The following is a 13126-nucleotide window of genomic DNA, read 5'->3' as shown; positions in this document are numbered from 1 at the left end:
TGCCAGACGAACAGTCGAGACCGTCTGCGAAGCCATCGGTCAGATCCTCGGCACCGTCACTTCAACCGAATGCAGAAATTACTTCACCGAGGCCGGGTATGTACCAACCTAAATTCATCCCGCTCTAATGCATGTCGCTCAAAAGTGGCCCCGGTTTTGAGACAGCGGCATGCATAGAAACAGGCTTAAAGCACGTCGCATGAATCCGTTTCGACGCGACGCGCTTTAAGGCTCGGAAGCGACCGATGTCAGCGAAAGGCCAGCGGCTCGACCTTGCGGATGCGCGCCTGTTCGATCACCGCCTCGAGCAGGGCCGTGTTGTGCTCCGGGTCTTCGCCCGGCTTCTCGAATGACACGTAGTTGACCACCACCGAAGCGCCGAGCTCGCTCAGCGTCAGCTGAAAATAGACGGTGACACCGGGCGGCCTCAGTTCCAGATCGAGCACGATGCGCGGGCTGCCGCTCCAGTCGACATGCGCCTCGCCGCCATGGCCGAGCCGCAGCGTGCCCGGCATGAAGAACAGCTCCACCGCTGAATCGACCAGATCCGACAGGCACGCGAAATGCTCCAGCCGGATGAAGGCGATGTAATCGGCGACATCGATCAGTCGGAGTTCCCCCACCACTTGCTCGATGGCGCTGGCGACGATGATCTCGCGGGAATTTGCGTGCGGTTGCCGGTTCATGAAATCTGTCTGCGCTCAGCCTTTTTCGAGTAGACGACCCGCACCAGTTCGGCGACGGCCTGATAGAATTGCGACGGGATCACATTATCGACCGAAACTTGCTTGTACATGGAGCGGGCGAGCGCCACGTCCTCGAAGATCGGGATGTTGTGTTCCCGCGCGATCTCGCGGATTTTCAGCGCCACCAGATCCTGCCCCTTGGCCAGCACGATCGGCGCCGAATCCTCGTCGCGCACATATTTCAGCGCAATCGAGAAGTGCGTCGGGTTGGCGATGATCAGTGTCGCGCGCGGCACCGCCGTCATCATCCGTTTGCGCGCCCGGTCGCGCGCCAGCGAGCGTAGCCGCGACTTGACGATCGGGTCGCCCTCGGACTGCTTGAACTCGTCCTTGACCTCTTGCTTGCTCATGCGCAGGTCCTGCTTCCAGTGGAAGCGCGACCAGACGATGTCGACCGCCGCGATCAGCCCCATGACGAAGACGATCGCCACCAGAATGTCGACGGCGATGCCACGGATGACGAGGCCGAAGGCAATCGGATTGGTGATCATGCCGGCGAGCAGCTTGCGGTGGTCTTCCGACAGCGTGAAGCTCAGCACGACGATGGCAAAACCGACCTTGCCGAGCGCCTTCAGGAACTCGACCCAACCCTGAATGCCGAACAGCCTGCTCCAGCCCTTGGCAATCGAGATGCGCGAGAGTTGCGGCCGGACCCGCTCGCCGACGAATTGCGGCATGTTCTGGAACACCGAGGCGCCGACACCGGCAACGGTCAACAGCACCAGCAGGCTGACGACGGCGCGACCCACCTCCAGGAGGACGACCTTGTAGAGCGCGATGACGTCGGTCTCGGTGTCCATCGGCCAGGCTTCCGGCTTCTCCAGGAACATCGACAGAAACATTCCGAGATCGATGACCGCGTCCTTGGCGTAGAAGACGGTGAATACCAGTATGGCGACGAAGGATGCCAGCAGCGCCGTTTCCCGCGAATGGGGCAGCTTGCCCTGTTCGACGGTGTCGCGGATCTTCTTTTCCGTCGCCTCTTCGGTTTTCGAGTCCTTGTCGACCGCGTCAGCCATGTCGCGGCCTTAGGCCGCGTTCTGGGTCGAGGGAAGTTCGAAGGCGCCTTCGCGCGACAGCCGGATCGTCGTCGTCACGATCGTCTTGCGCGCCGCCGTAATGTCGGAAAGCGGAATGCCTTCCGACCCTTGTCCGAGTTCGGCTTCGATCATGCGCCGCGACCGCGCGCCGATCGCCGACAGCACGGATTCGGCAAGTCCCGCTTGCACGCCGCGCAAGGCCAGCGTGACCAGTTCGGTCGACAGCCCGTCGAACAGCAGCACCCGCGCTTTCTGGGTCAGAAGCGGCAGGTCGTCGAAGGCGAACAGGCGGGCCCGGACGCCGTCGAGATCGGGCGTGCCGGCGGCCTCCAGATCCTGCATGACCTCCTCGAGCAGCGGCTTGTCCAGTTCGTTGAGAACACTGGCGACGCGCGCCTGACCAGCCGAGGTATCCTTGGTCGAGGTTTCCGTGAGCACGCTGGTGCGCAGCCGGTTTTCGACGATCCTGCTAGCGGCGTCCGGAACATTGGCCATCGTCACCATGCGCTTGATGATTTCGCCGCGCGTCGATTTGGTCAACGTCAGGAGCACGCTCGCCGCCACTTGCGGCGCCAGCTTCGACAGCACCATGGCCGCGGTCTGCGGATGCTCGCCAGCCAGGAAGGCGCCAAGCCGCGCCGGTTCGAGCTTTTCGAGTTCGGGCCAGATCGGCGGCGGGCCTTCCGGTGCGACCTCGAATTTCTTGTCGCCCATGATGGCGCTCATCTCTTCGGGCGAGAGCGATTCATTGAGGATGGTGTCCATCCTGTCGGCGGAATCGAGCAGTCCCGCCCCTTCGGTGAACTCGGCCTCGAACTCGGCGACGATGCGCTCGAGATCGCTTTGCGGAATGGTCCGCAGCAGCCGGGCGCCCTCGATCAGCGCCTTCAATTCTTCCTGCTTGAAGAATTTCAAAAGACGGCTGGCCGACGGCTTGCCCATCGCCACCAATATGGCGGCCGCCTTCTGCGCGCGGGTCAAGGTCACCGGCGTCGTCATGCCTCTCGCCTCCGCTGCCACCGGCAAGCCCCGCAATCCATGTCTAGGCGCCCTTCGTGCCGGCGATGATTTCGGTCAGCCTGATGCCGAAGCGCGACGGATCGCTTTCCAGCACGGTGATCTCGCCGCGCGCGATCTTGCGGCCGTTGACCACGACGTCGACAGGTTCGCCGATGCGGCGGTTGAGCGCCACCGTCGAACCCTTCTGCAGCGCCATCAGGTCGGATACCGGCATCTCGGTGCTGCCGAGGATGATCTGGACATCGACGGGGATGTTCATGATGACGCTCGAATTGGCACCGGAAGCGGCCCTGAACGCCGCGTCGGGGCGCTTTTCCTCTTCATGCAGGACCCCGCGCAATTCTTCGATGGCACGGTCGAGCTGCTCGTCCGGCTGATCGAGGTCGGCTTCCGCCTTGGTCTTGGCCATGCGTCGTCTCCAAATGCTCAGGCGCGTCCGGCGGCAGCCGGCATCAGCCCGTCGATAAAGTCCTGCCCGGCATCGTAGGGATGCCTGATTCGGACGGTGTAATTCTGACCGAGTTTGCCGAACTCGCATACGAACAGCGTCTTGCCGCGCGCGCTGAGACGCGCCTGCGACTGCGCCGTTTCCTCGAATTCGATGACTTGACCGATTTCGAAACCGGCGAGGTCGCCGAGCGTCAGCCGGGCCAGCGGCATGGTGGCCTCTAGCGCCACTGTGGAGCGCATCACCTCTTCCGAAAAACGCGCCCGCCAGCTGGCACCCTGATCGTTCTCGCCGGCGGCGACTGCACTGTCCCGGCTGGCCAGCACGACACGCTGCGGCATCATCACCGTGACGGTGCCGCTGTCGGCCGGCGTCGAGATGCCAAGAACGATGCGGATTGCCGCGCCATCGCGCAGCACGTGCCGTTTCGCCTCGGTGCCCGACATCGCCCGCGGCACCGGCAGGCGCAGGTCGAGCGAGCGCCGTCCCGATCCGTTCAGGGCCTGTGCGACCTGCTGGAACACCATAGTCGAGACATCGATTTCGATCTGCGACAGATCGCGCTCGATCGGCGAGACCGGCAGATCCGGGTCGCCGCCGAACAGCGTGCAGATCATGATCGCGATCGCCGGCGCATCGATCACCAGGGTCATGGCATCGGAGGACGTGGATGATGCGACAATGGTCATGGCAAACGTATCGCCGGCGCGCGAGCGCGCCTCCGAGACGCGGCTGACCTCGACGGCCCTGAGATCGACGGTGACCGGAACGCCAAGCTCACTGGTCAGGCTCTTCTGCAGCAGCGGCGCGGCGCGCTCGGCCATGGCCCGGCCGGTGCCGATGACCTGGGCGGCCTCGCCGCTGTCGCCGACCAGACGCTCAATGATCAGCGAGCGCGCTTCCGCTGGGCTGCCTGGACTGGTCATGACAGTGCTGGGACCGATCTGTCGAGCATCGTTCAGGCGGCCTTCTTTTCGACGGAGCCAGTGTTCATCGTGCTCTGCTCGACTGCGTCGATCGTTGGCCGTTCATAGGACGAGATGGTCTTGCGGCCGAACTCGATCGCCACCTGCGGCAGTGCGCCGTTCATGTAGGCCAGCAGCGTCTGCTTGACGATGATGTAGAGGCGGTTGTTCTTCTCGCGCACCGTCTTGATCTTGGTGGCGACCGGCCCGACCACCGCGTAGGACAGGAAGATGCCAAGGAAGGTGCCGACCAGGGCAGCGCCAATCAGGCCGCCGAGGATTTCCGGCGACTGGTCGAGCGCGCCCATCGCCTTGACCACGCCAAGCACGGCGGCGACGATGCCGAGCGCCGGCAAGCCGTCACCCACCGCCACCATTGCATGATAGGCCTTCATCTTGTCGGACCTGATGGTCTGGATTTCCTCGTCCATCAGCGCCTCGATCTCGTGCGAGCGGGCATTGCCGATGATGATGATGCGACAGTAGTCGCAGATGAAATTCATCAAATCGTGGTTCTTGAGCACGGTCGGAAAGGCCTGGAAGATCGCCGATTCCTCTGGATTGTCGATATGCGCCTCGACCTCGCTGCGCGACTTCGAGCGCAGCTCGCGCATCAGGCTGTGCAGCACGCCGAGCGTTTCGAGGTAATTCTGTTCCTTCGGCACCGCCTGCTTGAACGCCTCGAGGATGGCCTTGCCGGTGTCCTTGACCGTCTTCATCGGGTTGGCCACCAGAAACGTGCCGAACGCGGCGCCGCAGATGACCACGGCTTCCCACGGCTGGACCAGCACATGAAGATGGCCGCCCATGGCCATGAAGCCGCCAAGGACGCAGCCGAGCGTCACCACAAGTCCAATCAGAATGCCCACAATAGGTCCTTCCGCATTTCACAACAGGAGCAAGGGATAGCCCCCGTGCCTTGTGTGAGGCTTGAATCGAGGGGGGCGTCGAACCGATTCAGTTTCGCGCAAGGAAGTGGGGGTATTGTGCTGACATAGCTTCGGCCGGAGGCACGTCTTTGCTCAGTACATTTACCAGCTACCAGCTCATCACCAAGGACATTTCAAAGTCGCTCGACAGGATCGAGCAGCAGCCCGTCGTTGACCGCGATACCAAATATTATCTGGACAACATCACCAAGGTGAAATCGATCGACGATTTCGTCAAAAATGACCGGTTGTTCAAATATGCCATGAAGGCCTACGGGCTCGAGGACATGGACTACGCCAAGGCCTTCATGGTCAAGGCGCTCAAGGAAGGTGTCTCCGATCCCAACAGCTTCGCCAACAAGCTGACCGACAAGCGCTACGCCGAATTCGTCAGCGCCTTCAATTTCGCCGCCAACGGCGCCGATGCGACGATCTACAACAAGACGCAGCAGATGGTGACCAAGAACTACGCCACGCAGGCGAAAATCGCCGGCCTCGATCCGAACTCCGACTATGTGAAGGGCGAGACGACATATTATCTCGCCAACATCACCAAGGTGAAGTCGATCGACGACCTGATGTCGAACAGCCGGCTTTACACATACGCCCTCGCTTCATTCGGTCTCGATTCGACGACGGAGGACAAGGATCTCATCAAGCGGGTTCTGCAGGGTGGCGTCAGCGACCCCGACAGCGTCGCCAACAAGATGACGGACAAGACCTACGCCGCGCTGGCCTCAGCCTTCAACTTCGAAGCCTATGGCGAGAACGCCACCACCATCGTTCCGGCGCAGCAGCCGACTGTCGACAAGTACATGCGCCAGACGCTCGAAGAGGATGCCGGCAACACCAACCAAGGCGTGCGGCTGGCGCTTTATTTCGATCGCAAGGCGCCGACCATCACCAGCTGGTACGACGTGCTGGCCGACACTGCCCTTGCCAGCGTCGTGCGCACCGCGCTCGGGCTGCCCGATTCCTTCGCCACCGCCAACATCGACAAGCAGGCGCAGCTGTTCGAGCAGAAACTCGACATCTCGGATTTCTCCGATCCCGAGAAGCTCGGCAAGTTCCTGACCCGCTTCACCAGCATGTACGAGATCAACAATCCGACCTCGTCGGCCGTCACCTCGGTCAGCGTGCTGTTTTCCCAGCCGATCACGGTCGGCATCTCCACCGATCTGATGATGGCCATGCAGAAGTTGAGGTTCTGAGACCATCATGCGGGACAGCCTGTACGTCGCCCTTTCCTCGCAGATCGCGCTCGAGCGCCGCCTCGACACGATCGCCGACAACGTCGCCAACGCCTCGACGATCGGCTTTCGCGCCACCGGCGTGAAATTCGAGGACGTCGTCTCCGGCACCGGGCCGAAGTCGGTATCCTTCGCGTCTTCGGGCAAGACCTATCTTTCCGGCGCGCACGGTGCCTTGACCGAGACCGGAAATCCGTTCGATTTCGCCGTCCAGGGCGATGCCTGGTTCGCCATCGATACGCCGGTCGGCACTGTCATGACCCGCGACGGGCGCTTTTCGATGAACGAGAATGGCGAGCTGATGTCGATCGAGGGCCACCCGGTGCTCGATGCCGGAGGTTCGCCGATCCAGCTCGACCCCCGCAATGGTCCGCCCAAGGCCGGGGCCGACGGTTCGCTGCGCCAGAACGATCAGCTCGTCGGCTCCATCGGCCTCTACAATTTCGATCCCGGCGAGAATTTCGTCCGCTACGGCAATTCAGGCATCATTCCGGCGCGCACGCCGGAGCCGGTCACCGATCGTTCCGATACCGGGATCGCCCAGGGTTTTCTCGAAGAATCCAACGTCAATCCGGTGCTCGAGATCACCCGGCTCATCATGGTGCAGCGCGCCTTCGAAAATACCGCGGCCCTGATGCGGCAGACCGACTCCTCCACCGACGAGGCGATCAAGACGCTCGGCTCGAAATAGCCCATGTCGCTCGACCAGCCATCGCTCCGCGCACCCGAAAGACAGCTCCAGCCGGCCCCGGAAGACCGGCTTGCCGCGCTGGAACGGGTATGGCGACGTTTCGCCGACGCCGAGGCACTGCTCAAGCGCGGCGGCCGCGTCGTCGAAGTCACGTCCACGCACTACAAGGTGCGCGGCCTTTCCGACTTCGCCAGGCTGGGCGACATCGTCGAGCAGCGCGGCCATGCCGGCGCGCGCCGCGGCGAGATCGTCAAGATCAGCCGCGACGAGATCGTCGTGGCACCCTTCGAACGCAGCGCCGATGCCGGCATCGGTGATGCGGTGTTCCGCCGCGGTCCGCTCGCGGTTGGGCCGCATGCCTCGTGGCGCGGCCGCACCATCGACGCGCTCACCAGGGCGATCGATGGCGGCCCGTCTTTGGTCAGGGGTGACGACACGTCGAGCGGCGCCCGCACGACGCCCGGCGCCATGGCCCGGCAGCGCGTCGGCACCGCCTTCATGACCGGCGTCAAGGTCATCGACATCTTCACGCCGCTTTGCTTCGGCCAGCGCCTCGGCATCTTTGCCGGCTCCGGCGTCGGCAAGTCGACGCTGCTCGCCATGCTTGCCGGCGCCGACGCATTCGACACCGTCGTCGTGGCGCTGATCGGCGAACGCGGCCGCGAGGTGCGCGAATTCCTCGAGGACACGATCGGCGACAGCATGGCCAAGACCGTCGCCGTCGTCGCCACCAGCGACGAGAGCGCCATGATGCGCCGGCGTGCGCCGGACACCGCCATGCGCGTCGCCGAGCATTTTCGCGACCAGGGCCATCGCGTGCTTCTGGTGCTGGATTCGATCACCCGCTTCGCCCATGCCTTGCGCGAGGTGGCGACGGGAACCGGCGAGCCGCCGGTCGCCCGCGGCTATCCGGCCTCGGTGTTCACCGAACTGCCCAAGCTGCTCGAGCGCGCCGGACCGGGCGCCGAAGGCCCCGGGGTTGAAGGCAAGGGATCGATCACCGCCATCATTTCCGTGCTGGTCGACGGCGACGACCACAACGACCCGGTCGCCGATTCCGTGCGCGGCATCCTCGACGGCCATGTCGTGCTCGACCGCGCGATCGCCGAACAGGGACGCTATCCGCCGGTCAATCCGCTGTCGTCCATATCGCGTCTTGCCGGCAAGGCCTGGAGCGCCGACCAGCGTGCCCTGGTGACAAGGCTGAAGTCGATGATCGCCCGCTTCGAGGACACGCGCGACATCCGCTTGCTGGGCGCCTATCAGGGCGGCGTCGACGCCGAGCTCGATATCGCCGTGCGCCAGGTGCCGCTGATCTACGAGGCGCTGACGCAATCGCCCAAGGACCGCCCGTCCGCCGAGCCGTTCTCCGACCTCGCCCGTCACCTCAAGGGTAAGCTGAATGCCGATGCAGGAGACTGAACGCCAGTACACCGAGCGCGTCCTGCGCGAAATGCTCGCCGAGGCCAGCGCCGCGGAGGAAGCCAGGGCCGACGAAGCCAGAGTTGCCAAGGCAAAGGCTGTCCGCGCCATAGCTGCGAAAGCCGAGGCTGTTCTAGCCAGAGCTGCCAAGCCAATCCTGCCCAGGGTTGCTAAAGCCGAGCCTGTTCTGTCCAGGGCTGCTGAGCTCGCCCTGCCCAAGGTTCCCCAGGCAGCGGCCGCCGAGATGACGCAGGCCAGCCGTGACTCGCTGATCGACGGCCTGTTCCCGCGCACCGAATGGCCGCAGCCGCCAAAGGCGCCATTTCCCAGGCTGAAAAAGAAGTCCGACCGGCGCAGCGATTTCGTCATTGCCGCGCTCGGCCTCACGCTCGGGCTGATCTGCGCCCTGTTTCCCTGGTACATCTTCTTCAACCAGGAACAGTTCGGCGTCCAGGCGATCAAGTTTGGCGGCACCGGCACCAATTCAGGACGGGCGGGCGGCGGCGTGGTCGCCCAACGCAGCGCGCCGCTGACGGCAAAGGACGCTCCCGCGGCCAATATCGATCTGCTTGCCACGGGAACCGTGCAGGATGATGCCAATCCCGCTCCTGCGCCTGATGAGCAACCCTTTCCGGCCGATGCCGCGAAATTCCGCATGGTTCATGTCGCCAATGGCCGCGCCATGATCGAGGACGATGCCGGACTGTGGATCGTCCAGCGTGGCTCGATACTGCCGGACTCCAGTCAGGTGTCTTCCATCGAGCAGCGCAACGGCAAATGGGTCATGGTCACCAGCACCGACCAGGTGATCGAACTCTCCAGGTAAACGCCCGTCTCGGGCGCCCGGCCATCCGCAAGGTCCGCGCAAGACTGGCGGCCTAGTCTTCGGGAACCCGCCCGGAGATTCCCATGGAGCCCGTTTCCCTTTTCGACCTCGCCGCCAAGCAAGCGCAATGGCTTGCCGTGCGCCAGTCCGCCATCGCCGGCAACATCGCCAACGCCAACACGCCGGGATACACGGCAAACGATGTCGAGCCGTTCGAAAAGGTGCTCGACCGCACCGCGGTGTCGCTGCAGGCCACGCAGGCCGGCCATCTCGGCAACGCCGCGACCAATGCCGGCTTCACCGTCAAGCCGCAGGAAGATGACGGCGTTGTCATGCCGTCCAAGAACTCGGTCGTGCTGGAAGACCAGCTGATGAAGGCCGGCGAAGTGCGCCGCTCCTTCGAGCTCAACACGGCGATCGTCAAGGCGTTCCATTCGATGATGATGATGGCGGTGAAGAGCTGACATGGACGCGCTGACCGCAGCCCTCAAAGTCGCGGCATCCGGCCTCGGCGCCCAGTCGGAGCGCTTGCGCGTGGTTTCGGAAAACCTGGCCAACGCCCAGTCGACCGGCACCGCACCCGGTTCCGATCCCTATCGCCGCAAGACCATCAGCTTCGTCTCCGAGCTCGACCGGACCTCCGGCAGCTCAACGGTCGCAGTGAACTCGATCGATCGTGATCCCAGTGACTTTCCGGTCGAGTTCCAGCCCGGCAACGAGGCCGCCGACGACAAGGGCTACGTCAAGATGCCCAACGTCAACGTGCTGATCGAAATGGCCGACATGACCGAGGCCAACCGCTCCTACGAAGCCAATCTTCAGGTCGTCAAGCAGGCGCGAGACCTGATTTCCATGACCATCGACCTGATGAGGAACCAGTAATGATCAGCGGTATCGGAGCCCTTCAGTTCAAGTCCTCGATCGGCGGCGACGACGCGGTGACAAGCCTGCTCCAGAGCGGCGCGACACCCTCGGCCGGCGGCAATATCGGCACCTCCTTCGCCGAGGCGCTGAGCCAGGCGGCCTCCAAGACCGTCAACACGATGGAGAATGCCGAGCAGGTGTCGATGCAGGCGCTCAAGGGCGACGCCGACACCCGTCAGGTGGTCGACGCCGTGATGAGCGCGCAACAGGCGCTTCAGACCGCCGTCGCCATCCGCGACAAGGTGGTTTCCGCCTATCTCGAAGTCAGTCGAATGGGCATCTGAGGAATTCCGCCATGAAAGCACTCGCCATCGCCGCCACCGGCATGAATGCCCAGCAGACAAATCTGGAAGTCATCGCCAACAACATCGCCAACATCAACACCACCGGCTACAAGCGCGCCCGCGCCGAATTCTCGGACCTGCTCTACCAGGTCGACCGCACGCAGGGTGTGCCCAACCGCTCCAACGCCTCGCTGGTGCCGGAGGGCGTCTCGATCGGCCTCGGCGTCAAGACGACGGCCGTGCGCAACGTGCACACCCAGGGCGAACTGACCAGCACCGGCAACAGTTTCGACATGGCGCTGACCGGCAGGGGCTGGTTCCAGATCGAGGGCGCCGACGGCGGCACGCTGTACAGCCGCGCCGGCGCCTTCAACACCAACGCCACCGGCCAGTTGGTGACGGTCGACGGCGCCAGTGTCATTCCGGCCATCACCGTTCCCACTGACGCCGTCGAGGTCATCGTCAACAAGACGGGACAGGTCTTCGCCCGCATTGACGGCCAGACCGACCTGCAGACCCTCGGCCAGCTTCAGATCGCCAATTTCGCCAACGAGGCGGGTCTGGCGCCGCTCGGCGACAATCTGTTCCAGGAAACCACGGCTTCCGGCCCGGCGAATGTCGGCGTGCCGGGCGATCCCGGCTTTGCCACCATCCAGCAGGGCTATCTCGAGGCCTCCAACGTCGATCCGGTCAAGGAGATCACCGAGCTGATCTCGGCGCAGCGCGCCTATGAGATGAACTCCAAGGTCATCCAGGCCGCCGACGACATGGCCTCCGTCGTTTCCAAGAACATCAGGTAACGGATGATGGCCATGCCGATCTCCTGCTCCGCGTTCCGCCGCACCGCGCTTGTCCTTGCGCTGGTGGCCGGCGGCATGCCGGCTTTCGCCCAGGAATCGACGGACCAATCGACAGACCAATCGGCCACTCAGCTCGCCGGCAATCAACCTGCCGGCGAGGTTGTGTTGATCCCCAACCGGGTCATCTATCCCGGCGAGACCATCGAGCTCGCTGCCCTGAAAAAGGTGACCCTGATCGCCGGCAAGCACAAGCCGGACGCGGTCGCCACCCGGGCCGAGGAACTCGACGGCAAGGTCGCCAAGCGCACGCTGCTGCCCGGCCGCTACATCCCTTCCGCTGCCGTCCGTGAGGCCTGGCTGGTCGAACAGGGCGCGTCCGTGCAGGTGTTCTTCATCGCCGGCGGACTGACGATCTCGGCCACCGCGGTGACGTTGCAGCCGGGTGCTGCCGGCGACCTTGTCAAGGTCCGCAACGTCGACAGCGGCAAGATCCTGTCCGGCACGGTGATGGCGGATGGGACCATCCAGGTCAGCGCTTCATGATGCGCGGACTTGCCCTGATCTTGGCGGCCGTGCTCGGCTTGCAGCCGGCGCTGGCCGACGGCCTGACGCCCAAGGCCAAGCGCGAACTTGCCGCCAAGAATGGCGGCGTCTACGACGATCCCGAATACAATCCGGCCACCACCAGCCGCATGTTCCGGGTTTCGTCCGGGCCGAGTTCGCTGCCGCCGGGCCAGGTCGCCTCGCGCATCAAGGACATCGCCCAGTTGCAGAGTTCGCGCGACAACCAGCTGGTCGGCTATGGCCTGGTCATCGGGCTTGCCGGGTCGGGCGACAGCCTGCGCAACTCGCCGTTCACCGAACAATCGATCCGCGCCATGCTCGAAAATCTCGGCATCGCCACCGAAGGCGGCAGCGCACGCGCCAAGAATGTCGCCGCCGTCATCGTCACCGCCAACATGCCGCCCTACGTGCAGTCGGGCGCCCGCATCGACATCGACGTCTCCTCGATGGGCGACGCGACCTCGCTCGCTGGCGGCACGCTGATCATGACGCCCTTGAAGGCGGCGGACGGCGAGATCTATGCCGTCGGCCAGGGCTCGGTCATCGTTTCCGGCTTTGTCGCCAAGGGACAGGCCGAGCAGCTGACGCAAGGCGTGCCGACCTCCGGTCGTGTGCCGAACGGCGCCATCGTCGAGCGCGCCGTCCAGGCCGAGTTCGACGATCAGGCGACGCTGACCCTGCAATTGCGCAATCCCGATTTTTCGACCGCAATCCGCATCGCCGACGCCATCAACGACTATACCAGCCAGCGCTTCGGCGCGCGGGTTGCGGCCGAGCGCGATTCCCGCACCGTGCAGATCAGAAGGCCGAAGGGTGTTTCGGCGGCCCGCTTCTATGCCGAGATCGAAAACCTGGTGGTCGAATCCGACACGCCGGCCCGTGTCGTCATCGACGAGCGCACCGGCACCATCGTCATCGGCAACGACGTCAAGATCTCGCGGGTCGCCATCAGCCACGGCACGCTCACCGTGCGCATCACCGAAGCGCCGCGCGTCGTCCAGCCCGAGCCTTTCTCCAGAGGCGAGACGGCCGTCGAACCGTTCACCGCCATCGACGCCAGCCGGCCCGATGCCCGCGTCGCCGTGCTTGACGGACCCGATCTCGAAACGCTCGTTTCCGGCCTCAACCGTCTCGGCGTCAAGCCGGACGGCATCATTGCCATTCTGCAGGGCATCAAGTCGGCCGGCGCCCTGCAGGCCGACCTGGTTCTGCAATAG

16 protein-coding genes are annotated in these 13126 nt (G+C 64.1%); 10 read left to right on the top strand and 6 right to left on the bottom strand.

Annotated elements, in window-relative coordinates:
- Positions 1-248: 248 nt before the first annotated feature.
- Genes B5V02_RS31010 through motA form a run of 6 tightly spaced genes read right to left on the bottom strand, consistent with a single transcriptional unit; the run spans position 249 to position 5088 of the window.
- Positions 249-686 carry a hypothetical protein gene (locus tag B5V02_RS31010; RefSeq protein WP_111547824.1) on the bottom strand — a complete coding sequence of 146 codons (438 nt, stop codon included), beginning with the start codon at positions 684-686 and terminating at the stop codon, positions 249-251.
- Complete coding sequence (gene flhB, locus B5V02_RS31005; RefSeq protein WP_111547823.1) at positions 683-1765, bottom strand: flagellar biosynthesis protein FlhB; 1083 nt, start codon at positions 1763-1765, stop codon at positions 683-685. The genes B5V02_RS31010 and flhB overlap by 4 nt, the downstream gene beginning before the upstream one ends.
- A gap of 9 nt (positions 1766-1774) precedes the next feature.
- On the bottom strand, positions 1775-2785 hold the full coding sequence (locus B5V02_RS31000) for a flagellar motor switch protein FliG (protein WP_111547822.1): 1011 nt from the start codon (positions 2783-2785) through the stop codon (positions 1775-1777).
- 43 nt (positions 2786-2828) lie between these two features.
- Positions 2829-3215 carry a flagellar motor switch protein FliN gene (fliN, locus tag B5V02_RS30995; RefSeq protein ID WP_111547821.1) on the bottom strand — a complete coding sequence of 129 codons (387 nt, stop codon included), beginning with the start codon at positions 3213-3215 and terminating at the stop codon, positions 2829-2831.
- A 17-nt stretch (positions 3216-3232) separates the two neighbouring features.
- Complete coding sequence (locus B5V02_RS30990; protein WP_111547820.1) at positions 3233-4180, bottom strand: FliM/FliN family flagellar motor switch protein; 948 nt, start codon at positions 4178-4180, stop codon at positions 3233-3235.
- A 32-nt stretch (positions 4181-4212) separates the two neighbouring features.
- The gene (gene motA, locus B5V02_RS30985; protein WP_111547819.1) at positions 4213-5088 is read right to left on the bottom strand and encodes a flagellar motor stator protein MotA; all 876 of its coding nucleotides are present in this window, start codon (positions 5086-5088) and stop codon (positions 4213-4215) included.
- Between the two features lie 149 nt (positions 5089-5237).
- Between motA and B5V02_RS30980 the strand changes: the two genes are divergently transcribed.
- The 10 genes from B5V02_RS30980 (at position 5238) to B5V02_RS30935 (ending at position 13126) form a co-directional block, all read left to right on the top strand.
- The gene (locus B5V02_RS30980; RefSeq protein ID WP_111547818.1) at positions 5238-6359 is read left to right on the top strand and encodes a DUF1217 domain-containing protein; all 1122 of its coding nucleotides are present in this window, start codon (positions 5238-5240) and stop codon (positions 6357-6359) included.
- Between the two features lie 7 nt (positions 6360-6366).
- A complete protein-coding gene (gene flgF, locus B5V02_RS30975) occupies positions 6367-7089 on the top strand; it encodes a flagellar basal-body rod protein FlgF (protein WP_111547817.1) in 723 nt (240 codons plus the stop codon).
- Positions 7090-7092: 3 nt separating this feature from the next.
- Positions 7093-8511: a flagellar protein export ATPase FliI gene (gene fliI, locus B5V02_RS30970; RefSeq protein WP_111547816.1), complete on the top strand. Its 1419-nt coding sequence runs from the start codon at positions 7093-7095 to the stop codon at positions 8509-8511.
- Positions 8492-9337, top strand: a complete 846-nt coding sequence (locus B5V02_RS30965; protein ID WP_167458740.1) for a hypothetical protein — start codon at positions 8492-8494, stop codon at positions 9335-9337. The genes fliI and B5V02_RS30965 overlap by 20 nt, the downstream gene beginning before the upstream one ends.
- Positions 9338-9420: 83 nt before the next feature.
- The gene (gene flgB / locus B5V02_RS30960) at positions 9421-9801 is read left to right on the top strand and encodes a flagellar basal body rod protein FlgB (RefSeq protein ID WP_095084506.1); all 381 of its coding nucleotides are present in this window, start codon (positions 9421-9423) and stop codon (positions 9799-9801) included.
- A 1-nt stretch (position 9802) separates the two neighbouring features.
- Positions 9803-10219, top strand: coding sequence for a flagellar basal body rod protein FlgC (flgC, locus tag B5V02_RS30955; RefSeq protein WP_111547815.1), 417 nt, complete (start codon positions 9803-9805; stop codon positions 10217-10219).
- Positions 10219-10545, top strand: coding sequence for a flagellar hook-basal body complex protein FliE (fliE, locus tag B5V02_RS30950; protein ID WP_111547814.1), 327 nt, complete (start codon positions 10219-10221; stop codon positions 10543-10545). The genes flgC and fliE overlap by 1 nt, the downstream gene beginning before the upstream one ends.
- A gap of 11 nt (positions 10546-10556) precedes the next feature.
- Positions 10557-11345, top strand: a complete 789-nt coding sequence (gene flgG / locus B5V02_RS30945; protein WP_111547813.1) for a flagellar basal-body rod protein FlgG — start codon at positions 10557-10559, stop codon at positions 11343-11345.
- Between the two features lie 6 nt (positions 11346-11351).
- The gene (gene flgA, locus B5V02_RS30940; protein WP_425374432.1) at positions 11352-11888 is read left to right on the top strand and encodes a flagellar basal body P-ring formation chaperone FlgA; all 537 of its coding nucleotides are present in this window, start codon (positions 11352-11354) and stop codon (positions 11886-11888) included.
- The gene (locus B5V02_RS30935; RefSeq protein ID WP_111547811.1) at positions 11885-13126 is read left to right on the top strand and encodes a flagellar basal body P-ring protein FlgI; all 1242 of its coding nucleotides are present in this window, start codon (positions 11885-11887) and stop codon (positions 13124-13126) included. The genes flgA and B5V02_RS30935 overlap by 4 nt, the downstream gene beginning before the upstream one ends.

It is taken from the genome of Mesorhizobium kowhaii (genome assembly GCF_003253745.1).
Lineage (GTDB): Bacteria > Pseudomonadota > Alphaproteobacteria > Rhizobiales > Rhizobiaceae > Mesorhizobium > Mesorhizobium kowhaii.
Note: the sequence above shows the minus strand (reverse complement) of the source record. Positions and strands in the feature narration are given on the sequence as shown.

Coding starts and splice junctions, on each gene's coding strand:
- flhB (WP_111547823.1), bottom strand. CDS start 1,765: ATGGCTGACGCGGTCGACAAGGACTCGAAAACCGAAGAGGCGACGGAA.
- B5V02_RS30990 (WP_111547820.1), bottom strand. CDS start 4,180: ATGACCAGTCCAGGCAGCCCAGCGGAAGCGCGCTCGCTGATCATTGAG.
- fliN (WP_111547821.1), bottom strand. CDS start 3,215: ATGGCCAAGACCAAGGCGGAAGCCGACCTCGATCAGCCGGACGAGCAG.
- fliE (WP_111547814.1), top strand. CDS start 10,219: ATGATCAGCGGTATCGGAGCCCTTCAGTTCAAGTCCTCGATCGGCGGC.
- B5V02_RS31000 (WP_111547822.1), bottom strand. CDS start 2,785: ATGACGACGCCGGTGACCTTGACCCGCGCGCAGAAGGCGGCCGCCATA.
- flgF (WP_111547817.1), top strand. CDS start 6,367: ATGCGGGACAGCCTGTACGTCGCCCTTTCCTCGCAGATCGCGCTCGAG.
- flgA (WP_425374432.1), top strand. CDS start 11,352: ATGGCCATGCCGATCTCCTGCTCCGCGTTCCGCCGCACCGCGCTTGTC.
- flgG (WP_111547813.1), top strand. CDS start 10,557: ATGAAAGCACTCGCCATCGCCGCCACCGGCATGAATGCCCAGCAGACA.
- B5V02_RS31010 (WP_111547824.1), bottom strand. CDS start 686: ATGAACCGGCAACCGCACGCAAATTCCCGCGAGATCATCGTCGCCAGC.
- fliI (WP_111547816.1), top strand. CDS start 7,093: ATGTCGCTCGACCAGCCATCGCTCCGCGCACCCGAAAGACAGCTCCAG.
- B5V02_RS30935 (WP_111547811.1), top strand. CDS start 11,885: ATGATGCGCGGACTTGCCCTGATCTTGGCGGCCGTGCTCGGCTTGCAG.
- B5V02_RS30965 (WP_167458740.1), top strand. CDS start 8,492: ATGCCGATGCAGGAGACTGAACGCCAGTACACCGAGCGCGTCCTGCGC.
- flgC (WP_111547815.1), top strand. CDS start 9,803: ATGGACGCGCTGACCGCAGCCCTCAAAGTCGCGGCATCCGGCCTCGGC.
- flgB (WP_095084506.1), top strand. CDS start 9,421: ATGGAGCCCGTTTCCCTTTTCGACCTCGCCGCCAAGCAAGCGCAATGG.